Origin of the sequence: Virgibacillus alimentarius, assembly GCF_017874635.1 — a bacterium.
Classification (GTDB): domain Bacteria; phylum Bacillota; class Bacilli; order Bacillales; family Amphibacillaceae; genus Virgibacillus_B; species Virgibacillus_B alimentarius.
Map to the genome: position 1 here is coordinate 77,294 of NZ_JAGIKX010000004.1, position 21,032 is coordinate 98,325.

Here is a 21,032-nt window from a genome sequence, read left to right on the forward strand (position 1 = left end):
CCGTAACATTTTCAAGATAAATCTATATTTAATAGATATTTGAATTTTTGTAATAGAATTGCAGATGGGACATACGGAAACAGCTTATTGCGGATCGCAATCGCAAAAGGATTTTCCAGCTGGGCACCGATGCCAATATTTCGGGACATTTTTATTATTTTCTTTGTCCGCTTTATACGTTTATTTTCGTAACGGTTAAAAGCCTTATGAAGATCTTTCTCTTTATTAAGAGACTTCACAAATACAATAGCATCCTCCAAAGCCTGTCCTGCTCCTTGTCCCATGTTTGGTGTTGTTGCATGCGCAGCATCGCCCAATAATACAATCCGCCCATAAACAAATTGGTTCAGTGGTTTGAGATCGTATATATCATGATGAAGCAATTCATCCTCCTTTGTTAAGCGAATTAGCTGTGTGATATGTTCTGGAAAAGAAGAAAAAATTTGCGCGACGTCCATTGGTGTTCTATTTTTATACTTTGGATCGTTTGGTTTTCCATTAACACAAGCAAACCAATAAACTTGTTTACCCTTTAGTGGGACGATACCTATTCTCCCTGCTCTTCCCCATAGTTCATACGATGTTTGCTTCGTAAATCGATGATCATCTGTTTCTACTACCCCGCGCCAGCATGTATAACCTGCATAGCGCGTTTTTGCATGCGGAATTAATTTATTTCGAAAAACAGAGTGGATCCCGTCCGCAGCGATGATAATATCCCCTTCGACTTGTGTGCTATCGTCAAAATATACTTCAACCCCAGTTTTGGTTTGTTTAAAATCGAAACATCTTTTATTTAAATGAATCGTATTTGGCTTTATAGACTGATATAAAACGTGATGCAAATCTGCCCGGTGGATGGTGAAACTATTTAAACCAAATTCTTGTGCAAATTTGGTAAAATTCATTTTATTTAGCTGTACACCTTGCTCGTTTTGAAAAATCATCTCATGCAAAGGGTTTCCCCTTTGTTCGATTTGCTCTCCAACACCGGTTTCATAAAGTGCTGCTAGCGCATTTGAGCCAACTCCAATTCCTGCTCCAACAGCCTTTATTTGAGCGGCCGCTTCAAATAATTGGACATCATCGCCATTTTTTTGCAACATGAGCGTCGTACAAAGTCCCCCAATACCTCCGCCGATCACGATGATTTTTTTCATCTTTATCCCTCATTCATGTATTTTACTTTTATATGTATGGTACTACCTTTTAGGCATTTTCTACAGCATTTGAATGGATCCAAAAAAAGCATAGAAAGAGGCATTCGCCGTCTTTTCTATGCTTGTGATTAAAAAAGGTAAAATCTTACACCTATTTTTGCGGTTCGGAAGGTGTGGATATACTTGATAATGCTTCTTCTGCTTCATTATTCAATTGATTATCAACAGCTAAATCACCTAAAGCAACCATTCCAATCACTTGTCCATTTTCAACAACCGGTAACCGGCGTATTTGATGCTGAGCCATTAATTGTGCTGCTTCATGCGCATCCATCTCAGGTGTACCCTGTACAACTTGTTGTGCAGTCATTTCCTGGGAAATTGGCGTTTGAGCAGCTTCACCTTGGGCTGTTGTACGCAGTGTAATATCACGGTCTGTGATAATCCCTACCATTTGGCCTGCGTTATTTACGACTGGAACAGATCCGATATTATACTGACTCATCAAATTCGCTGCGTCTTGTACAGACTGTGTTTCATTTACTGTATAAACATTTGAAGTCATGAATTTATTTAATTGGTGCATGAAATTACCTCCTTTACATATCATATTTTGCGTCATTCATCTTTAATTATTCCAGGTAATATTTTCTTAAAGATATAACATGATATTTTCGGGATCAATCAGACAAACTAAAAAAGATAGGAGGCGATGTATGTGGATGAAAAGAAGAAAAAGAAAGTGATCGGGGATAATGTCGTGGCGCCTGGAATCAACGAAGAGGATGCATACGGTGAAAAAGCCACAGAAGCTGAAATTAAAAGTGGTGAATCGATTAAAGTAACCCAGTTCGTCTATGATGAATACGATCCAAGTGAAAATGATGAAGAAAATGAAAGGTGAAGAGCATCAGCTAGCTCTTCACCTACTTTACATATGCTCATGGATGAACTGCACAATTTTATCTTCTATTTCAGGACCATCATCTTCATCCAGTAAGTTATTAACAATGATCGAAAAGATAACTGTCTCCCCGCTTTTTCCTTCTAAATAACCAGATAAAGAACTTACTGTGCCAAGTGTTCCGGTTTTTGCTCGTACATTCAGCTTACTTAATCGTTTTTTTAATGTTCCGCTCTCCATTCGTCCATTTTCTCCGGACACTGGAAGAGCATGAACATACGCATCAAACCAATCTTTTTTCTGTACTTCATATAACAGCTTCGAAATTTCATTAGCAGGAATCATGTTCACATGGGAAATTCCTGACCCGTCCCTAATGACCGATGTATCCGTGTTTATGCCAATTTCATCTGCCGCATTTCGCAATACATCGAGCCCTTTTTTCCAGCTTCCTTCATCATGGACCACCTTGCCCATTTCTTTAACAAACATTTCTCCGTGTCCATTATTACTTAATTTCATAAAAGGAACCAGAATTTCTTCCAGCGGCATCGATGGATATGCAAGCACAGCCTTTGCCTCTTTCGGTGTTTTTCCCGTCTTCGTCTCCCCACTCCAGGTGATATGATGTTCTTTCAATGCTTGTCCGAGTAAGTCCAACACATAATTCGTAGGCTCCCAGACGGCTATCCATTCTTTCATTACGTTAGATCCTGCCGGGATTTCCCCTTCGACAGTGATGCTATTTTTCCCGTGCTCGCGTTCTATTTTCAAATTCTCTTTTTCATCAGTAGAAACCGTTTGCGCCTGATTCATCATTTGTATGTAATCTGTTTCCGGTTCAACCTGTATAGATGGCTTTTCTCCCTTTTCATTTGGCGTAACTTTTACAAGAACTGTCCCTGTATCATAATCTTTATCCGGGGAGATAGTCAGAGCGGAAATTTGAGAACCGTAATGGAAATGCTCATCCCTCCACGTTACATCCTGTGATAAGCGAACAGCATCATACCATGTGTCATCCCCGATTATATTTCCTTTAACGGAACGGATTCCTCTTTTTTTAAGGTCTTTAGCTATTTTGTCTAAATCGGACGGGATTAATGTTGGATCACCCTTTCCTTTTATATAAAGATTGCCATCAAGCATCCCGTTCTTCATGGGACCATCTGTATGTATTTCCGTAGAAAATCTGTATTTTTCCCCTAAAACAGAAAGTGCTGCTGCAGCGGTCAATAATTTCAGATTAGAGGCTGGCTTCAAACGCGTATCTCCTTGATGTTCATACTGTAGTTCGCCTGTGTCTGCCGACCGAATACTTATCCCAATTTGTGCACCTTGTAATGCTTTTTCCTGCTGAATAAACTGATCTACTTGTTGCTTTAACTGATGCTTGTTGTTATTACTATCTTTTGCCGACTTCCGATCGTTTTCAATTGGCAAGATGATGAGAAGGATAAATAAAAAGCCTATTCCAAGCAAACATTTTTTGTGATGTATGGCTGATCACCCTTTTCTTTTCCTGATGTACACAAAGATTATTGCCATTATCAAAGCATTTCATTCTTTTTATCAGTAAAGAACCCTTCTGCATACCTTTTGAGATGACGGGTAAAGCTAATACCATCAAATTCTGTTGGAGGATAAGTTATGACAAAATATCAGTTACCAAAACATCCTGAATCTTACTGGAGAGAGAACATGAACATTCCTGATTTCCCTCCGCTTGACAAAGACATTGAAGTGGATGTTGTTATTGTTGGTGGCGGAATTACCGGAATCACTTCTGCTTACCTTTTAGCAAACGAAGGAATGAAAGTTGCCCTTTTAGAGGCGGATAAAGTATTAGGTGGGACAACCGGACATACAACGGCTAAGATCACAGCTCAGCATGGTTTAATTTATGATGAGCTGATAAAAAGTCTTGGAAAAAATAAGGCAAGATTATATTATGAAGCAAATAGGGATGCATTAAATTTTATAGAAAAAACGATACACCAGCATCAAATCAATTGCGATTTCCGCAGGCAAGATGCATATCTCTATGCAGAGAATGAGGAATACGCGCGTAAAATCAAACAAGAGGCCAAAGCATACGAAAAACTTGGGATTGACGGAGAAATCGTGGATAAGCTTCCTTTAGATATCATCATCAGAAATGCTTTGATCATGCGAAATCAAGCGCAGTTTCATCCATTAGAATATTTATCCCATCTTGTTCAGCATTTTACGGACAAAGGCGGCCATATCTTTGAGGGGACGACAGCAGTTAATGTGGAATCGGAAAAAGAGAAACCAGTGGTACAAACGCGTGAAAATAAACGGGTTACCGCAAGTTATGTTCTTGCCTGTTCCCATTTCCCTTTTTACGAAGGGATGGGATTTTATTCGACCAGAATGTATGCGAATCGATCGTATATCGTTGCTGCGAAAACAAAGAAAAGCTTTCCAGGCGGAATGTATATAAGCGCAGGTCAACCAACACGTTCGTTAAGATCCGTTACGATTAACGGGGAGGAAATGGTGCTTATTGTTGGCGAAAGTCATAAGACCGGTCAAGGCGGGAATACCATGAAGCATTACGAGGCGCTCGCGTCCTTTGGGGAATATGTTTTAGGAATGGAAGAGATTCCTTACCGGTGGTCAGCCCAAGACCTCACAACGCTTGATAAAGTGCCTTATGTCGGTGAAATAACTTCTCACCAGCCGAAGATCCTCATCGCTACCGGGTATAGAAAATGGGGGATGTCTAACGGAACAGCAGCTGCACTTCTTCTGCGTGATCAAGTTTTAGATAAAGAGAACCATTACCACGCATTATTTACACCAGCAAGATTTCATGTTCATCCGAGTCTTAAAAATTTCTTCACGCAAAATGCGGATGTAGCTACCCATTTAATCAAAGGGAAACTCGATATCACGGATACAAATCCAAAGAATTTAGCAAATGATGAGGGTGCTGTCTTTCGAATGAATGGCGAAAGGAAAGGCGCTTATCGGGATGATAAAGGAGAGCTTCATATCGTGGATACCACCTGTACACACGTGGGGTGTGAGGTGGAATGGAATGAAGGTGAAAAAACATGGGATTGTCCGTGCCACGGGTCACGATTTTCTTATACTGGAGAAGTAATGGAAGGTCCTGCTGAAAAACCGCTTCAAACGTATGATTTTAAAATGTTGGACATTGCTACTTCCGAAGATTCCGGCTACTAATGTTTTTCATTCATAATGATGCACTTTCCGTAGGCTACTTTCATACATTATAGAAGCACTTCTTCTAGAAAAGGCGTAGCACATCAATCACTTGTTCTCCGAAATGAAAAAAGGAACCAGGCAAGCTTTCATTGCCCGATTCCTTTTTATTCTTATTTTATTCTGTCAAGAGCGGATAAACTCCTTCTTCATCATGTGTTTCTTTACCAACCAAAGGAGGATTGAATACGCATACCATACGCATCTCTGTTTTTGCTCGCAAGTAATGTTTATCATGATCATTTAGAACATAAATGGTACCGTCTTTAATCGGGTGAACTTCCCCAGTTGCGATATCTTCAATCTCGCCTTCTCCCCCGACACAATAAACGGCTTCAATATGATTTTTATACCAAAAATAGCTCTCCGTTCCAGCTTTAATGATAGTATCATTCATACTAAATCCGACGTTATCTTTTTTATACAAAAATCTGCGACTCGACCAGGTTTCACCTGATGTTTCATCTTCTGTTCCGATAATTTCGTCAAGTGATTTTACGATCATTTCTATATCCCCTTTTTCATTTGTGATTTTTATTTTGAAGCAAGTACATGCTGAATACTTTCTTCAAGCATTTTCATGCCTTTTTCAAGCCCTTCTTCATCAATAATGAGCGGTGGCAAGAATTTAACCACTTCATCATTTGGTCCAGAAGTTTCTACAATTAGACCGCGTTCAAATGCTGCAGAACAAATTTCATTTGCAAGTCCGTCTACATGCATTGCGATTCCTTGCATTAACCCTCTGCCGCGAGCTTCCGCCTTTAATTCAGGGTAATTTTTCACCATTGCTTGAATAAATTCTTTTAAAATCGTTGCTTTCTTATTAATCGCTTTACTGAAATCATCATTTTTCCAGTTAGAAAGCGCTTCTTCTGCTGCGATAAATGCTAAGTTATTTCCGCGGAAAGTACCATTATGCTCACCAGGCGTCCATTTATCATACGCTGGTTTAATCAGCGTGATCGCCATTGGAAGACCAATGCCGCCAATTGATTTGGAGAGACAAACGATATCCGGATCAATATCAGCTGGTTCGAAGCTGAAGAATGTTCCTGTTCTTCCGCTTCCTGCCTGGATGTCATCGATGATCAATAGAATTTCCCAGCGTTTACAGATCGCTTCTATCTTTTTAATCCATTCCATACTTGCAGCGTTAATACCGCCTTCACCCTGAACTGTTTCTAAAATAATGGCTGCCGGAAGAGCTACACCACTTCCTTGGCCTTCTAAGAAACTTTCTAAGTAGGCAATGGAATTTTGATCTTCTGTAAAATCATCAAATGGCATAAAGACTGAATTGTGTAAAGGTATGCCAGCCCCTTCTCGCTTCATGGAATTGCCGGTTACGGATAGCGAGCCAACTGTCATCCCGTGAAATGCATTTGTAAAGCTGATTACCGTATCTCTTCCCGTCACTTTACGAGCAATCTTTAATGCACTCTCTACGGCGTTTGTGCCTGTTGGTCCAGGGAACATAACCTTATAGTCAAGATTTCTAGGTTTCAGAATGATATCTTGAAAACTTTCAAGAAAATTCTTTCTCGGAATGGTTCCCATATCGAGGCTATGAATAATTCCGTCTTGTTTTATATAATCGATCAGCTTCTGCTGCATTTTTTCATCATTATGTCCGTAATTTAACGTACCTGCTCCTGCAAAAAAGTCTATATATTCTTTACCATCTATATCCCATAGCTTATAGCCTTTGGATTTCTCAAATACCGTAGGCCATCCTCGGCTATAGCTTCTGACTACTGACTCAAGTTCTTCAAAAGTTTTCATTTTCGTATCATTTAATACTGCCGTTGTCAATTGAATATCTCCTTTATTCTTTATTATTTTACTGCTTTACTGCCTCTTCTTGAATCGGTCCAATTCTAAACAGTAATTCGTCTTCATGACCATCTTCTGGAAAATCCTCAGAAGAAATATAATCTGATATAACACAATTGCTGTCTAGTTTTCTCGAAAGCCCCCAAAACAAATTATTTGATGGCGTATTCGATGGTGACACTGTTGCTTCAAGATAATGGACAGCTTCCTGATAATCACGTCGCAGCAATTGGAACAACATCTTCGTTCCTAATCCTTGACCTCTCTGTGACTGATTAACAGCTACTTGCCAGATAAACAATGTATTCGGCGTATCCGGATGAATAAACCCGGAAATAAAGCCAACTATTTCCCCATCTCTTTCAGCCACGATCGATGTGTCGGAAAAAATTTCACACCACATGACATAGCTGTAAGAAGAATTAAGGTCAAGAACTCCTGTACCCTTTATTAGCTCCCAAACAGCTGCTCCATCTTCCTTATTTGGTTTACGAAAATGAAATTTTGTTTTTGTTTGCGTCATTTCACTAGTTCCAATGGAATAGATGCTCCCACCTCCTAAAATTCTAAAAGCATATTTATAAGCTTAAAGGGAAATGTTGCATGCGTCAAAACGCTTATAGCTTTATTTGCAATGATTAAATAGGATCTCATGCGATTAACTATAAATAATTGGCCTAGTCTATAATTAGCTAGCAAATAGTACAGAATAGACGGAATCTTAGAGAATTAACTGAATTATTTTTGAGTTATCCCTTGATTTATCGCAGTTTTTCCCCTTTTGAATGAAATTTTTTATTTAAGAAGTCTTTTTCATTCATAACCGCCATTGATTTAGGTTGGATTTTTCGGGAATCATTTCTTCTTTTGATGACCATTTTTGGCCGGACTTTATTTCCCGGGTATCATAAATTTGATTTATAAACAGATAGAATGAACAGCAGCTGAAATTATAGTATAATAATTGAAAACTTCATTTAGAATGGCTTATCAAAATAAGGGGGCTATATAATTGGAATCATTAAATATGTTTGCCTATTCGCGTGATGCTTCTTTAATTCTACTTTCGAAATTAGATGAAAGCATGTGGGATATCGAGCCGGATGGTTATCCAAACTCAATTCGTTGGAATGCTGGACATGTGTATATTACAGCGGAGGATTACTTGCATAAAGCCGATCACACATATGAAGTCAAGCCACCGGAATGGGTCGACCTTTTTATCGACGGAACACACCCATCTCAGTGGAAAGAGGAAGGGCCATCCAAACAGGAAATTATTTCAGCTTTCAAAGAACAAAGAGAGCGCATTTTGAAGCATTTTAAGGGCAAAGAACAAAATAAAGCATCTGAAGATCACATTATTCGAACACTCAATCTTAATACGGTAGAAGCTGCCCTGCAATTTGTAACATGGCATGAGGGGATCCACCTTGGAATCCTTAAATCATTAAATAATGCACTTAAAAGTAAATAGGCATAAAAAAAGAGACTGGGATAAAACCCCAGTAAATGTAAAAAAGTCAGATAACCCATCGGGCCTATCTGACTTTTTTAGGTGAGATAATTCTATTATATTTTTTACTAATCGATACGGATGGTAGTCCCGTTGACTTCCACTACAGGTGTCTGCTTTCCGCGAGCACGGCTTCAGTTTCCACGGAAGAAAACCACTTCACGTGGGGTCTTCAGACACGTGCTTTTTCCGCAGAAGTTAGCCACCTTTCGTTCCAGTCAACGTAATAGTGGGCTAAATTTTCACATGTATAAATGAAAGTTTCATTGATTTAAAAATTGCCTTTAAATCGATAATACTAGTAAACAAAAAGAAAGTAACTACACAATAACAATTATCGGAGGTATCCTTCTGTTTTAAATATTATACCTTGAATCAAGTTATATAAGACAGCAGCTTTCAAATGAAGCAACTGGTGAAATTTATGGTAAAAATGGCTCCAATCATCAAAAACGATGATTGGAGCCATTTTTAAGACCTTTCGGCTAGTTATGTTCCAGCCTCTTTTCTCTTCTTGTTTCTTGTCCGATTTACAGGGATGGGACATGTTTGGCACCTGTTAGGAGGATTATCCTTTAACAAATAAGCAAGACAGCACGTTTTCCTGGTTTCGACAATTTTTTTAACATCCATCCGACCATAGAGCCGTGCAAAAGGATTTCCCCCATCGATTCCAAATAAATAACCGTCCGCTGTTTGAAGAATATAGTGAAAATCCCGATCTAATTGATTTTTAATTGTCTCCCTGGATGATGAATTTCGCATTTTATGAAAAATCCAGGAAACATATTGATGTATATTTTCCCACATCACTCTTTTTGGCAATGTCACTTGTTCAGAAAGTCTTTCGACAATTGGCGTGAGGGTTTCCTTGAAAACATGCCAAATGATTTCATCTATCCACTTACGCCGATCATTGCGTTCTTCTTCAACCTTCATGTTTCCTAAATAAAAATCAGGAAGCCAAAGATTTGAAGGAGCTTGCTCGGTAAGTAGTACATTTTCTCGGTCAACGAGGAGTCTTTTATTAAATGCGGACATGGTGTAAAGATGTATCACAGCGTAAAAAGCCATTCGCTTACTCAGCATGGATGCCGCAACTTTATAACTGGGTGCTCCCATTTGTTCGCTTATCAATGCAAGCACATTTACTAAACCATCTCGCTGCAACATCCTTTCCAAGCGAATAGGATTACTAGCTTTATGCACTTTTTGTGTAAGCCGAAATTTGGTAAGGGTCTGTATTTCTTCCGTGCTTAATTTATTGGACAGCATTTAATGGACCATCTCTTCGAATGCATCGACCTTTGCCGTGCGGAATACAAAGTGGTGTTCCAAATAATGGATCGGTTAATACTTGACAATGCATGTCAAAAACATCCTGAACCAGTTTACAATTAATTACTTCCTCCGGTTTTCCGTGCATATATACTTTTTGATCGCGGATTGCGACAATATGATGTGCATAGCGGCAAGCGAGGTTCAGATCATGCAATACCATCACAATGGTTCTGCCTTCTGTTTCATTCAGCTCAAACAATAGATCAAGTATTTCAATCTGATGGGTCATATCCAAGTAGGTTGTTGGTTCATCAAGTAATATAATATCTGTATCCTGTGCTAAAGTCATCGCAATCCAGGCACGCTGTCTCTGCCCACCAGAGAGTTCATCAACGGGACGATCCTTCAATTCTACCATTCTCGTTGCTTCTAGTGCCCGGTTAACAATTTCCTCATCCTCATGAGACCACTGGCTAATCCAAGATTGATATGGGAATCTTCCTTGTTTAACAAGTTGTATGACGGAAAGCCCCTCCGGTGCAGATGGGGATTGCGGAAGAATCGCCATCTTTTTTGCGACGGCTTTGGTTGACATTTTTGCAATGTTCTTTCCATCCAATAATACGGATCCATTCTGAGGCTTAAGTAATCGTGCAATGGATCGTAATAGTGTAGACTTTCCACAGCCATTTCCACCAATGAATACTGAGATTTCGCCTTTTGGTATGGTTAAATCTAATTCGTCTATAATTATTTTATCGCCATAAGATAATGTCAGCTCATTTGTACGGATCGTATCCACGCTGATCCTCTCCTTTAACTCACACTTATATGTTTCTCGTTCTAAATAATAAATAAATGAAATATGGTGCACCGATTGCAGCAGTGAACACCCCTGCAGGAATTTCAAGTGGTAAAAATACGGTTCTCCCAATTAAATCAGCGAGTAGTACAAGCATTCCGCCAATGAATGCTGATGCCGGAAGCAATGCACCAAAAGCAGATCCCACTAATCTTCTTGCCATATGCGGAGCCATAAGACCAACAAATCCAATTCCACCGGCAAACGCCACAGCAATACCTACCAGCCCTGTGCTGACCAATAGTAGAAAAAACCGCTGGAGCTGTACACGGCTTCCGATACCTGCTGCAAGATCATCTCCTAGCTCTTGAACATTCACTTTCCTGGCAGACATAAGAGCTACAATCAATAATAATACAGCCCATGGTACAAGTACGGCAACATCTTCCCAGCTCGATCCATTCACTGTTCCGGTGATCCATATATTAGCCTGACTTGCTCGATAAATCGGCCCTAAAATCATAACCATCGTAGTAAAGGCTTGCATAAGCGCAGAGATGCCAATCCCGATGAGTACTAGCCTAACCGGAGAAACACCGCCGCGCCATGCTAATAGATATACCAAAAATGCAGTGATCGTCGCTCCGATAAAAGCTGCTACTGGAAGCCATCCGATGCTGACTGTCAGTGTGTTATCTGTTTCCGTACTGAAGATGGCGAGAAATCCAACAACAAAAGCCCCAGCTCCACCAGTGATGCCAATGATATCGGGAGAAGCTAATGGATTTCGAATAATGCCTTGCAAAATTCCCCCAGCAACAGCAAGGGACATACCGACAAATAATGCAACGATGATGCGCGGCATCCGAAAATCTAGCACAACAAGTCGTTCTAACTCCGTTCCCCCGCCAAATAGTACGTGTATAATCGTAAGCGGATTGATCTTCATATCCCCTAAAGCAGTGCTACCAACGATCATAGCAACTGTTAAGATCATTAATACTGCTGTTATTGCAACAGCACGACTATCCATTAAAAATGAAATTTTTCCTTTAAATAATCGAAAGCTTTTATATTGCCGCATTATTGGTCAAACCCCCTTCTCGCTATAAAAATAAAGAAAGGTGTTCCAATAACGGCAGTCATCACACCTACTGGTACTTCTTGAGGCATAATAACGTATCTGGCACCAATATCGGCGGCTACTAGCAGGATCCCGCCAAGCAATCCTGAAAATGGGATCAACCACCGATGATCCACACCAATTATTTTTCTCGCAATATGCGGAATAATGATACCAATAAAACCAACTGGGCCTGCCACAGCAACAGCGCTGCCGGCTAGAAAAATAACGACCAAACCTGCGATAAGTTTCAGCAGGCCTGTTTTTAAACCCAAGCCTGTTGCAAGGTCATCCCCCATGGATAATACATTCATTTTCGGGGCGATGAAAATAGCAATCACCCAACCGACAACCATATATGGCAACACAGATGTCAAAACCTCTAAATCCCTGCCCGCTACTGATCCTGCTAACCAAAATAAGACTTGCTCAAGAGCCACTTCATTTAATACGAGCAAACCTTGCGTAAATGAAGCAAAAAGTGCTGCCATTGCCGCTCCTGCAAGTGTCAGCTTCATTGGTGTTAAACCTTCTCTACCAGCTGTTCCAATAATATAAACCGAAACAGCTGCTACTGCAGCGCCTGTAAAAGAGATCCACGAGAATGCCTGCAGATTGGATATATTAAAAAATGTGACAGCAACTACAACTGCAAAACCAGCTCCTGCGTTAACACCCAGAATACTTGGTGAAGCGAGTGGATTTTTTGTCAACGTCTGCATGATTACACCCGCCATCGCTAGGCATGCTCCGACAGCTGAAGCAATGAATGAACGGGTCAAGCGAACTTCTCTAATAATAATATGTTCGTTTGAACCATTAAAGTCTGTAAATGCATGAATTACTGTATTTATTGATGTATTTGTATACCCTAATACAATCCCCATCCCCATAAAAAGAATAAGGATGATACTCGCAAAAATAAGGCATACTAATTTATTTTTGTTGTTTTGTATAGTCATCACTGGTAACCTTTCACATTACATTCATCCTTATTTTATTTTAAACGTTCTATGAAGTCAACGACTTTGAAAATCATTCTCAATTATTTATTGATTTTTTTTCTGATTCCATATATGATAAAAATTGATTGAAAATGATTCTCAAATAATAGGAGGCATATTAGGATGAATAAAAAGTACAAACAGCTCTTATTTAGTATAGGTATACTTGTTTTACTTACACTGACTGCTTGTAGCAGCAGTGATACAGATAACAAAGAAGAGAAATCAAAAGATAAAGAAGGTGCAGCAGATGCTTATACGGTGGAACATGCGATGGGCACTACTGAAATACCCAGCAATCCGGAAAAAGTTGTCATTTTAACGAATGAAGGTACAGAAGCATTGCTCGAATTAGGCATAAAACCTGTCGGCGCTGTGCAATCATGGACTGGGGACCCTTGGTATGATCATATTGCAGATCAAATGGAAGGGGTAGAAGTTGTTGGTACAGAAAGTCAGGTAAATGTGGAGGCTATCGCCAAACTAAAACCCGATTTAATTATCGGAAATAAAATGCGACAAGAAGATATCTATTCCCAATTAGAAGCGATTGCTCCTACTGTTTTTGCAGAAACATTAAGGGGTGACTGGAAAGAAAACTTTAAACTGTATGCAGAAGCAGTTAATAAGGAAGACAAAGGTCAAGAAGTTTTAGAAGCCTTTGATAACCGAATCAATGAATTAAAAGAAAAATTCGCAGACAAACTTAATATGGAAATCTCTCTCGTACGTTTCATGGCTGGGGATGTTCGAATTTACCATAAGGATACATTTGCGGGTGTGATTTTGGAACAAATTGGTTTTGCTCGTCCAAAAGAACAAGATAAAGATGATTTTGCGGAAAAAAATCTTTCTGAAGAACGGATCCCGGCAATGGATGGGGATATTCTCTTTTATTTCACCTATGAAACGGGAGACGGTGAAGCAAAAACCTTGGAAGAAGAATTTCTAAATAACCCGCTCTTTAAAAATCTGGATGTAGCGAAAGAAGAAAACGTTCATAAAGTAGATGATGCCATTTGGAATACTGCTGGTGGTGTCATCGCTGCAAATAAAATGCTGGACGACTTGGAAAAAATTATGGAAGAACAATAGAGCAGAAAGAAAGACTGGGACATAACCCCAGTAAATGGAAAAAAGAAGTCTTAGTAGGTTTCATTAAATGATGAGCTACTATGACTTCTTTTTTTACGAAAAATTACCACTTTCAATGACCATAATAATATGGAAAACAGTTTCAGGATGATGTCGTACGTAATCAAAAATAGCAGCGTGCCATGGAAACCTTCGGAAAGAAAATGTCCTATGACATTTGATAATTTTGCTCTACGATATAATTTTTCTTTGGCATACGATTCATAATTCGATCCATAATCATTTCCAAGTACATGGAAAATGCTGGTTGCGTGCGCTGTCTTGGCCTCGCAAGCGGAATCTCCTGATTCATCATGATCATCCCACTTTCAATTAAAATAACTCGGTCCGCCAGTGCAACTGCTTCTTCCACGTCATGTGTAACCAGGATCGATGTAAATTTTTTCTGTTGCCACAGCGATTCGATAAGTCCCTGCATTTCCATTCGTGTAAACGCATCCAGCGCTCCTAGTGGTTCGTCTAAAAGAAGTAATTCAGGATCATGTACTAACGCTCGTGCCAGTGCCACCCGTTGTCTTTGTCCTCCTGATAAATTATTTGGCCACTCCTTCTTCTTATCTCCCAATCCTACATTTTCAAGAGCTTCCGTGGCCTTTCCTTTCCATTCACCCGGTAGACCAATTCGTATGTTATCAATAACACGTTTCCAAGGAAGGAGCCGGCCATCTTGAAACATGATACGAGCGTGTTTATTTAATGATTTCAATGGTTTTTGATCCATGTAAATAAAACCGCTGCTGGATTGCTCAAGTCCCGCTACTAATCGAAGAAGCGTGCTTTTCCCACACCCGCTTTTTCCTACGACTGCAATAAACTCTCCTCTTTCCGCTTGTAGATCCATTCCTTTTAGAACGTTTAATTCATTGTACCATTTTTCCACACCAGCTAGTTGAACATGAATAGGTTCCTCTGTATGAAAATTCAACGGTTTCCCTCCTTTTTTACGTATTCCAGTGTAATAACTTTTTCTCAAAGTACCTCGCAATCATATCGGATAATTTCCCAAACAGTGCGTAAATGACAATACTTAATACAATCACATCCATCTGCATAAATTCCCGAGCATTCATTGCCATATAGCCAATTCCAGAATCGGTAGATATCGTTTCGGCAACGATTAATGTCAACCACATAACCCCCAAGGAAAAGCGAATGCCAACCAAGATGGATGATAGTGCTCCCGGAAAAATAACGGAAAAAAATAAAGATTTCCCTTTTAGGCCGTATGCCCTGCCCATTTCAATTAATTTTTTATCGACCGATTTTATCCCATGATACGTATTAATATAAACGGGGAACATTACACCTAATGCTACCAAAAAAATCTTCGAGGTTTCATCGATGCCAAACCATAAAATGACGAGCGGAATTAAAGCTAGATGTGGAATATTTCGCAACATTTGGATGGACGTGTCAAAAAGTAAATCAGAGTATTTTGAGATACCGTTAAATAAACCAAATAAAAACCCAATAACTCCCCCAATTAAAAACCCTGCAAGTGCTCTCCATAGACTGATGGAAACATGTTCATATAATTCCCCAGTCCCAAGCAGGGAAAGTCCCGCCTGGAAAACGTCACTGGGAGCAGGTAATATTTTCTCCGGGATGATTCCCATCCACGAGAATACTTGCCAGCAAATGAGCAATAAAAATGGAACAACCCAAGGCACAATTTGTTTCATGGATCCTTTTATCCGATCCATCACCAGACACCCCCCAATGTTTTCATGATTTACTCCATGACATCCTTGACATGAATTTCTTTGGGAATAATATTTAGCTGATAAAATGTGTCTGCTATTTCTTGCTGTTCTTTTATAATTTTGTCGTTTATTTCATCTACACCGTACTCCCTGCGTTCAATTGATTTCTTAATCGAAGCTTCATCGATCTTTAAAATAGGCGAGAGCATTTCTATTAGCTCTTCGTGGTTGTTATTTGCCCACTCCGATGAATCCTCTACTTCTTCCATGATGATTTCCGTTATATCTGCATGTTGATCGGCGAAATCATTTGTTGCCAAAAAGAAGTCCCGATCTGTAGAAATCCCTTCTCCATTAATCAATAGCTTGCCACCTGAGTTGATCTCCGTTGAAGCGGTATATGGATCCCAAACGACCATGGCATCAATATTTCCTTGTTCAAAGGCCACTCTCGCATCTCCCGGGGTTAAGAATTCTGGATGAATATCTTCATACTTTAAGCCCGCTTCTTCTAGTGCTTTTACAATTAAAAAATGGGAGCTGGACCCTTTCGCAAAGCTGACTTTTTTATCTTTTAAATCAGATACGGATGTGATATCTGAATCTTCCGGGACTAGGATTCCGCTCCCATAAAATTTTGATTTTCCCGCTGCCAAGGTTGTAAAAGGGGCGTCTGCTGCTTGAGCAAATATAGGTGGTGAATTTCCGGTTCGACCAACATCAATGCCGCCAGCATTTAAAGCTTCAACGAGCGCAGGACCTGCCTGAAACTCTTTCCATTCCACTTCCCATCCTTCTTCTTTCAAACGTTCATCCAAGTTTCCAAGCGATTTTAAAATAACGAGCGGGCCATTTTTCTGATAACCTATCCGTACAACTTGATCTGTATCTTCATCCGTTGAACCCTCTTTACTGCATCCGATCACGATTACCATTACAAATAGGCTGACCAATGCTGCGATAAGTATTTTTCTCATATTCCTACCCATCCTTTACCAGATTTGTTTCTGATTTTAGCCTATGCATAAATGAAAACTAGGTTCCTGTCCTAGATAAGTCTTTTATCATAATTTCATTCTTTTATGGGAAACTAAACGCAGTGATTAAAATAGGAGGCCTTTTCATGGGTATTTTAGATGGTAAAACAGAAGATGAACCGTTGCATGCAGGAGAAGTATTTTATGTTTGGTCTTACTTACACCATACAAAGGGATACATGGTCGCATTACAAATTTTTATTAACCACACAGACGATCACGATTTAAAAGTCCTGTTAGAAGACCTTCTTGAAAATAGTTTTTCCCAAGAAAACCAGCAAGTCGAAGCGATGCTGAAAGAAACGGGCATCCGGCTTCCGCCTGCACCACCTGATCGTCCTAATGTTGACGTACAGGATATTCCAGCTGGAGCACGATTTTATGACGGAGAAATTGCTGCATTCGTTAAAAAGGAGTTAATGACAGGAAAAATAACATGCAGTTCTATTATGGGGATTGCTATACGGGAAGACATTTTCTCCATGTTTGAAGATTTTCATTCGCAAAAGGCAGAATACGAACGAAAACTGTTAGAAGTGATGAAAGAAAAAGGATGGTTCGTATCTCCGCCAATCAATGTACAGTAAAAAATGAGGAGTGAAGAACCGTGGCATCAAAAAATAAGGGGATGGCCATTGCAGCCATAGGATCCATCCCGCTGATCATGACACTGGGAAACTCCATGCTCATTCCCATCTTCCCTCAAATGCAGGATGCACTGAACCTATCCCAGATGCAGGTAAGTTTAACCATCACTGTATTTTCGATCGCTGCAGCTATCTTAATTCCGATTGTAGGCTATCTTTCCGATCGCTTCTCTAGAAAAGTTGTGATTGTTCCGTCTCTCATTTTATTTGGGATTGGCGGACTGCTTGCTGGGTTTGGTGCACTAGGGTTTTCACATGCGTATGTATGGATTTTAATTGGCCGAATTATTCAAGGGATTGGCGCCGCCGGGACTGCGCCAATAGCGATGGCTTTAGCTGGGGATTTATTCAGAGGAGCAGAGCAAAGCCGAGTACTGGGAATAGTTGAGGCATCAAACGGACTTGGTAAAGTATTAGCTCCTATTCTCGGATCACTGTTAGCAATTTTTACATGGTACGCTGTCTTTTTTGCATTTCCGGCCATCTGTCTTGTGTCCATCTTATTAACATGGATATTTATAAAAGAAAAAAACGATCGCCAAGCACCGCCCCCTTTTGGCAAATACGTAAGGAGGCTTCTTAATGGTTTTAAACAGGAAGGAAGATGGCTATTTACAACCTACCTGGCAGGAGGCACTTGCTTATTTACCTTATTTGGCATTCTTTTCTTTTTATCCGATGTGCTTGAAGAAAAATATAGTATTGAGGGGGTCATGAAAGGGTTAGTTTTGGCCATTCCATTACTTGTTATGGTTACCTTTTCTTATATAACCGGGAGCAAGATCGGAAAAGATTTGGCGAAAATGAAGAAGTTAATGGTCATCGGATTTATACTTATGACAATTTCCTATGGTTTCCTTGTTTTCTTTGAAAAGCTCATTCCATTTCTTCTTGTTCTTTCTATAAGCAGTGTGGGCGCAGGCCTTGTACTTCCATGTGTCAATAGTTTTATTACCGGATCTGTAGGGAGAGAGCGCAGAGGCATTGTAACTTCCCTTTACGGTTCTGTCCGCTTTCTTGGTGTCGCCAGTGGACCTCCCGTATTTACACATTTAGAGGACTGGTCAAGAAATGGAATGTTTTTATCCATCGCCACCTTCACACTCCTTGTTGGTCTTTTGATCCTAACCCTTATTCGTGTAAAAGGAAAAGATGATCATAAAAATAAAAAAGCGAAGGTACGCTATCATTATATTTAAGGTTTTTTTCGAAAGTCGAGTGTATAGGACGCTTGAAACGACATACGGCAAATAAGATCAACCACTGTCGTTGAGATCCATTGACTGATGAAAGCGAGGAGAATAATTTTCCAGCTGATGATAGCACCTGTAAGGAAAAAGATAGAACAGTTGATAAGAAATAATGGTTTGCCTGGGAGAATATCCCTGCCCAGCGCAACCATAAATGCAATTACCCCGACGCCACCATTCGAAACACCCTGACGCATCAGGAGCCCAATCCCAGTTCCAAGCAAGACAGAACCGATAACAAGGTCATACACGAGATTTCTGTTAAGGATAAAAAAATGACTTTCAAAAAAATCGATGGACAAGGATGTCATTGTAATCCCGATAATTGTCCAAAGAGCGAAGCGTTTCCCTAAATATTTCACAGCAATCACAAGCATGGAGAAATTAACCATCCACAACGCAGGTCCCATATTAATGTGAAACAAATAATTGAACAAAACAGCAATCCCTCCAGCACCTCCAGAAGGAATAAAATGCGGAAATAGAAACAGGCCCATTCCCAGCCCCTGAATAGCTCCTCCAGCTAGGACCAGTGCCCCTTTTTGTATTCGATGCTTCATAAGGGTACCTCCCATTGTATTGCTCATTTGGACAACCGTCTCTTCCTATTCTTATTCCGATATACCGATAAACATGAATAACGCTCTCTTCAAAGAAAAAACACACTTATCAAGGGATTCATCGGATAAGTGTGTTTGCTATGTTGTCTGTTAATTAATTAAAAACAATTGTTTTATTTCCATGAACAAGGATTGCATTATCAACATGCCAGGAGACCGCTTTTGCAAGGACCTGCTTTTCTACATGACGGCCGGCAATCTTTAAATCTTCTGCTGTATACCGGTGATTAACTCTTTGAACATCTTGCTCAATAATTGGACCTTCATCAAGATCGTCTGTAACATAATGGGCGGTAGCCCCGATTAATTTGACACCACGGTTAAATGCTCTTACATACGGATTTGCACCAACAAATGCAGGAAGGAAGGAATGGTGAATATTGATGATTTGCTTGGAATACTGCTCTACGAAGTGTGGAGTAAGCACTTGCATATATCGTGCTAAAGCGATAAAATCCACTTTCCCTTTCAATAATTCAAGCTGCTTTTTCTCTGCTTCTTTTTTCGTTTCACGCGTTACTGGAATATGGTAATACGGAATCCCAAAAGCTTCCACTTCCTCTTTAAAATCAGGATGGTTACTGATAACCATCGGAATATCTACAGGAAGCTCCCCGGACTTCCATCTCCAAATCAATTCCATCAGACAGTGATCTTCTTTCGAAACAAAAATGGCCATACGTTTTCTTTTCTTCTTGCTACTCAATTTCCAGTCCATTGAATACTCCCGTGCAATCGTATGAAGATCTTCTTCAAGCTTTCCATATGTTTCATCAAATTCTTCCATTTCAAACTCGATCCGCATAAAGAACATGCCGGATTGCGGATCAGTCGTATGTTGATCAAATCGTACGATATTGGCATCATGCTCTAATAAAAAATTAGATATCGTCGAAATGATACCAGGCTTTTCCGGACACGAAATTAATAATTTTCCACGGTTTTGGTTCATATACGCTTCTGTTTTCATTGTACTTCCACCTCGTATAGTATATTTAGGCATTGTTTTTCCGCCTATTTGATTTGATTCATTTATAAATTATACAAGCTGTTATAACTCCGTTACCTTTCACTACAGGCGGACGCTTTCCGCGGGCATGGCTTGAGCCTCCTCGCTCACAAAAATCGTTCGCTGTGGGATCTCAAGACTCATGCTATTCCCGCTGGAGTCACCGCCTTTCGTTCAAGGTAACTCAGTTTGTGCATGCCTTCATAAAAACATTAATCACCTGAGTCACATATCACTCACTTGGACGCTCTGAGATATTCCTAGATAATGGTCTTAGGATCATTTGGGACAATTCTTTTCCCCTTTGCGGGCATAACCGCATTAGGAAGACTGTTTCCCAGTGTACGTGCGGATCTTCATACACGCAGGCTGTACACCTTGTTATTTGAACCTAGATGTTAGTAGCTCTAGGGCGGCTTTCAAAACAAGGATAGTACTTATACACGAGGCTGCTGATCGGCGTCCACACTAGGGATATCTCAGAGCGTCCAAGCAATAAGTTCCAATGATTCTAATTCGAAGGGAGGAAATACCCTATGAAATTATTGTTGGATTAGACGTGAGTTCGTATGATATCAAAGCTTATTTTTTAAATGGCGAAGGTGCTGAGGATTGGGTTGGAGCCCACAAGTGTCTATAGTTTTCATCCATCCATGTTTCTGCACAATAGATAAATGAAGCATAAATAGCTTCTGTATCCTGTTGAGTAACTTCCAGTAATTTACATTTA

General features: G+C 39.9%; 21 protein-coding genes. 6 read left to right on the forward strand and 15 right to left on the reverse strand.

Annotation, left to right across the window (positions count from 1 at the left end):
* Positions 1–11: 11 nt before the first annotated feature.
* Complete coding sequence (locus J2Z81_RS04635; RefSeq protein WP_226370817.1) at positions 12–1,160, reverse strand: FAD-dependent monooxygenase; 1,149 nt, start codon at positions 1,158–1,160, stop codon at positions 12–14.
* 151 nt (positions 1,161–1,311) lie between these two features.
* Positions 1,312–1,746 (reverse strand): CBS domain-containing protein, encoded by a 435-nt coding sequence (locus J2Z81_RS04640; protein ID WP_226370818.1) that lies wholly within the window; start codon positions 1,744–1,746, stop codon positions 1,312–1,314.
* Between the two features lie 132 nt (positions 1,747–1,878).
* On the opposite strand from J2Z81_RS04640, the gene J2Z81_RS04645 reads away from it, so the two are divergent.
* Positions 1,879–2,064, forward strand: a complete 186-nt coding sequence (locus J2Z81_RS04645) for a hypothetical protein (protein WP_226981237.1) — start codon at positions 1,879–1,881, stop codon at positions 2,062–2,064.
* Between the two features lie 27 nt (positions 2,065–2,091).
* On the opposite strand, the gene dacB is transcribed toward J2Z81_RS04645, so the two are convergent.
* Positions 2,092–3,546, reverse strand: a complete 1,455-nt coding sequence (dacB, locus tag J2Z81_RS04650; protein WP_226981238.1) for a D-alanyl-D-alanine carboxypeptidase/D-alanyl-D-alanine endopeptidase — start codon at positions 3,544–3,546, stop codon at positions 2,092–2,094.
* A gap of 168 nt (positions 3,547–3,714) precedes the next feature.
* Between dacB and J2Z81_RS04655 the strand changes: the two genes are divergently transcribed.
* A complete protein-coding gene (locus J2Z81_RS04655) occupies positions 3,715–5,280 on the forward strand; it encodes an FAD-dependent oxidoreductase (protein ID WP_029268391.1) in 1,566 nt (521 codons plus the stop codon).
* A gap of 157 nt (positions 5,281–5,437) precedes the next feature.
* On the opposite strand, the gene J2Z81_RS04660 is transcribed toward J2Z81_RS04655, so the two are convergent.
* Genes J2Z81_RS04660 through ectA form a run of 3 tightly spaced genes read right to left on the reverse strand, consistent with a single transcriptional unit; the run spans position 5,438 to position 7,678 of the window.
* Positions 5,438–5,824: an ectoine synthase gene (locus J2Z81_RS04660; RefSeq protein WP_029268393.1), complete on the reverse strand. Its 387-nt coding sequence runs from the start codon at positions 5,822–5,824 to the stop codon at positions 5,438–5,440.
* Positions 5,825–5,853: 29 nt separating this feature from the next.
* Positions 5,854–7,104: a diaminobutyrate--2-oxoglutarate transaminase gene (gene ectB, locus J2Z81_RS04665; RefSeq protein ID WP_029268395.1), complete on the reverse strand. Its 1,251-nt coding sequence runs from the start codon at positions 7,102–7,104 to the stop codon at positions 5,854–5,856.
* Between the two features lie 58 nt (positions 7,105–7,162).
* Positions 7,163–7,678, reverse strand: coding sequence for a diaminobutyrate acetyltransferase (gene ectA, locus J2Z81_RS04670; protein WP_029268397.1), 516 nt, complete (start codon positions 7,676–7,678; stop codon positions 7,163–7,165).
* Between the two features lie 489 nt (positions 7,679–8,167).
* On the opposite strand from ectA, the gene J2Z81_RS04675 reads away from it, so the two are divergent.
* On the forward strand, positions 8,168–8,632 hold the full coding sequence (locus J2Z81_RS04675; protein WP_029268398.1) for a DinB family protein: 465 nt from the start codon (positions 8,168–8,170) through the stop codon (positions 8,630–8,632).
* A 528-nt stretch (positions 8,633–9,160) separates the two neighbouring features.
* On the opposite strand, the gene J2Z81_RS04680 is transcribed toward J2Z81_RS04675, so the two are convergent.
* From J2Z81_RS04680 to J2Z81_RS04695, 4 genes are read right to left on the reverse strand one after another with little or no spacing between them, the layout of a single operon-like run.
* A complete protein-coding gene (locus J2Z81_RS04680) occupies positions 9,161–9,946 on the reverse strand; it encodes an IucA/IucC family C-terminal-domain containing protein (RefSeq protein WP_226370820.1) in 786 nt (261 codons plus the stop codon).
* Positions 9,933–10,754 (reverse strand): ABC transporter ATP-binding protein, encoded by an 822-nt coding sequence (locus tag J2Z81_RS04685; RefSeq protein WP_029268402.1) that lies wholly within the window; start codon positions 10,752–10,754, stop codon positions 9,933–9,935. Before J2Z81_RS04685 ends, J2Z81_RS04680 begins: the two co-directional genes overlap by 14 nt.
* Before the next feature lie 25 nt (positions 10,755–10,779).
* Positions 10,780–11,838: a FecCD family ABC transporter permease gene (locus tag J2Z81_RS04690; RefSeq protein ID WP_029268404.1), complete on the reverse strand. Its 1,059-nt coding sequence runs from the start codon at positions 11,836–11,838 to the stop codon at positions 10,780–10,782.
* Positions 11,838–12,839, reverse strand: a complete 1,002-nt coding sequence (locus J2Z81_RS04695) for a FecCD family ABC transporter permease (RefSeq protein WP_226370821.1) — start codon at positions 12,837–12,839, stop codon at positions 11,838–11,840. The genes J2Z81_RS04690 and J2Z81_RS04695 overlap by 1 nt, the downstream gene beginning before the upstream one ends.
* 165 nt (positions 12,840–13,004) lie before the next feature.
* Between J2Z81_RS04695 and J2Z81_RS04700 the strand changes: the two genes are divergently transcribed.
* On the forward strand, positions 13,005–13,976 hold the full coding sequence (locus J2Z81_RS04700; protein ID WP_029268409.1) for an ABC transporter substrate-binding protein: 972 nt from the start codon (positions 13,005–13,007) through the stop codon (positions 13,974–13,976).
* A gap of 208 nt (positions 13,977–14,184) precedes the next feature.
* Here the strand turns inward: J2Z81_RS04700 and J2Z81_RS04705 are convergent, their stop codons facing one another.
* Genes J2Z81_RS04705 through J2Z81_RS04715 form a run of 3 tightly spaced genes read right to left on the reverse strand, consistent with a single transcriptional unit; the run spans position 14,185 to position 16,716 of the window.
* Positions 14,185–14,961, reverse strand: coding sequence for an ATP-binding cassette domain-containing protein (locus J2Z81_RS04705; RefSeq protein ID WP_029268411.1), 777 nt, complete (start codon positions 14,959–14,961; stop codon positions 14,185–14,187).
* 16 nt (positions 14,962–14,977) lie between these two features.
* Positions 14,978–15,718: an ABC transporter permease subunit gene (locus J2Z81_RS04710; protein WP_390337510.1), complete on the reverse strand. Its 741-nt coding sequence runs from the start codon at positions 15,716–15,718 to the stop codon at positions 14,978–14,980.
* 50 nt (positions 15,719–15,768) lie between these two features.
* Positions 15,769–16,716, reverse strand: coding sequence for a sulfonate ABC transporter substrate-binding protein (locus J2Z81_RS04715; RefSeq protein ID WP_084179114.1), 948 nt, complete (start codon positions 16,714–16,716; stop codon positions 15,769–15,771).
* Between the two features lie 146 nt (positions 16,717–16,862).
* Between J2Z81_RS04715 and J2Z81_RS04720 the strand changes: the two genes are divergently transcribed.
* Complete coding sequence (locus tag J2Z81_RS04720; protein WP_226370822.1) at positions 16,863–17,363, forward strand: DUF3231 family protein; 501 nt, start codon at positions 16,863–16,865, stop codon at positions 17,361–17,363.
* Between the two features lie 41 nt (positions 17,364–17,404).
* Positions 17,405–18,622 carry an MFS transporter gene (locus J2Z81_RS04725; RefSeq protein ID WP_226370843.1) on the forward strand — a complete coding sequence of 406 codons (1,218 nt, stop codon included), beginning with the start codon at positions 17,405–17,407 and terminating at the stop codon, positions 18,620–18,622.
* On the opposite strand, the gene J2Z81_RS04730 is transcribed toward J2Z81_RS04725, so the two are convergent.
* Together J2Z81_RS04730 and purU are read right to left on the reverse strand one after the other, a co-directional pair.
* A complete protein-coding gene (locus tag J2Z81_RS04730) occupies positions 18,619–19,233 on the reverse strand; it encodes a YitT family protein (RefSeq protein ID WP_029267014.1) in 615 nt (204 codons plus the stop codon). The genes J2Z81_RS04725 and J2Z81_RS04730 overlap by 4 nt on opposite strands.
* A 154-nt stretch (positions 19,234–19,387) precedes the next feature.
* A complete protein-coding gene (gene purU, locus J2Z81_RS04735; RefSeq protein WP_226374298.1) occupies positions 19,388–20,296 on the reverse strand; it encodes a formyltetrahydrofolate deformylase in 909 nt (302 codons plus the stop codon).
* Positions 20,297–21,032 lie beyond the last annotated feature (736 nt).

Coding starts and splice junctions, on each gene's coding strand:
- J2Z81_RS04695 (WP_226370821.1), bottom strand. CDS start 12,839: ATGACTATACAAAACAACAAAAATAAATTAGTATGCCTTATTTTTGCG.
- ectA (WP_029268397.1), bottom strand. CDS start 7,678: ATGACGCAAACAAAAACAAAATTTCATTTTCGTAAACCAAATAAGGAA.
- J2Z81_RS04730 (WP_029267014.1), bottom strand. CDS start 19,233: ATGAAGCATCGAATACAAAAAGGGGCACTGGTCCTAGCTGGAGGAGCT.
- J2Z81_RS04700 (WP_029268409.1), top strand. CDS start 13,005: ATGAATAAAAAGTACAAACAGCTCTTATTTAGTATAGGTATACTTGTT.
- purU (WP_226374298.1), bottom strand. CDS start 20,296: ATGCCTAAATATACTATACGAGGTGGAAGTACAATGAAAACAGAAGCG.
- J2Z81_RS04725 (WP_226370843.1), top strand. CDS start 17,405: ATGGCCATTGCAGCCATAGGATCCATCCCGCTGATCATGACACTGGGA.
- ectB (WP_029268395.1), bottom strand. CDS start 7,104: ATGAAAACTTTTGAAGAACTTGAGTCAGTAGTCAGAAGCTATAGCCGA.
- J2Z81_RS04710 (WP_390337510.1), bottom strand. CDS start 15,718: ATGAAACAAATTGTGCCTTGGGTTGTTCCATTTTTATTGCTCATTTGC.
- J2Z81_RS04680 (WP_226370820.1), bottom strand. CDS start 9,946: ATGCTGTCCAATAAATTAAGCACGGAAGAAATACAGACCCTTACCAAA.
- J2Z81_RS04635 (WP_226370817.1), bottom strand. CDS start 1,160: ATGAAAAAAATCATCGTGATCGGCGGAGGTATTGGGGGACTTTGTACG.
- J2Z81_RS04640 (WP_226370818.1), bottom strand. CDS start 1,746: ATGCACCAATTAAATAAATTCATGACTTCAAATGTTTATACAGTAAAT.
- J2Z81_RS04690 (WP_029268404.1), bottom strand. CDS start 11,838: ATGCGGCAATATAAAAGCTTTCGATTATTTAAAGGAAAAATTTCATTT.
- J2Z81_RS04715 (WP_084179114.1), bottom strand. CDS start 16,716: ATGAGAAAAATACTTATCGCAGCATTGGTCAGCCTATTTGTAATGGTA.
- J2Z81_RS04720 (WP_226370822.1), top strand. CDS start 16,863: ATGGGTATTTTAGATGGTAAAACAGAAGATGAACCGTTGCATGCAGGA.
- J2Z81_RS04660 (WP_029268393.1), bottom strand. CDS start 5,824: ATGATCGTAAAATCACTTGACGAAATTATCGGAACAGAAGATGAAACA.
- J2Z81_RS04655 (WP_029268391.1), top strand. CDS start 3,715: ATGACAAAATATCAGTTACCAAAACATCCTGAATCTTACTGGAGAGAG.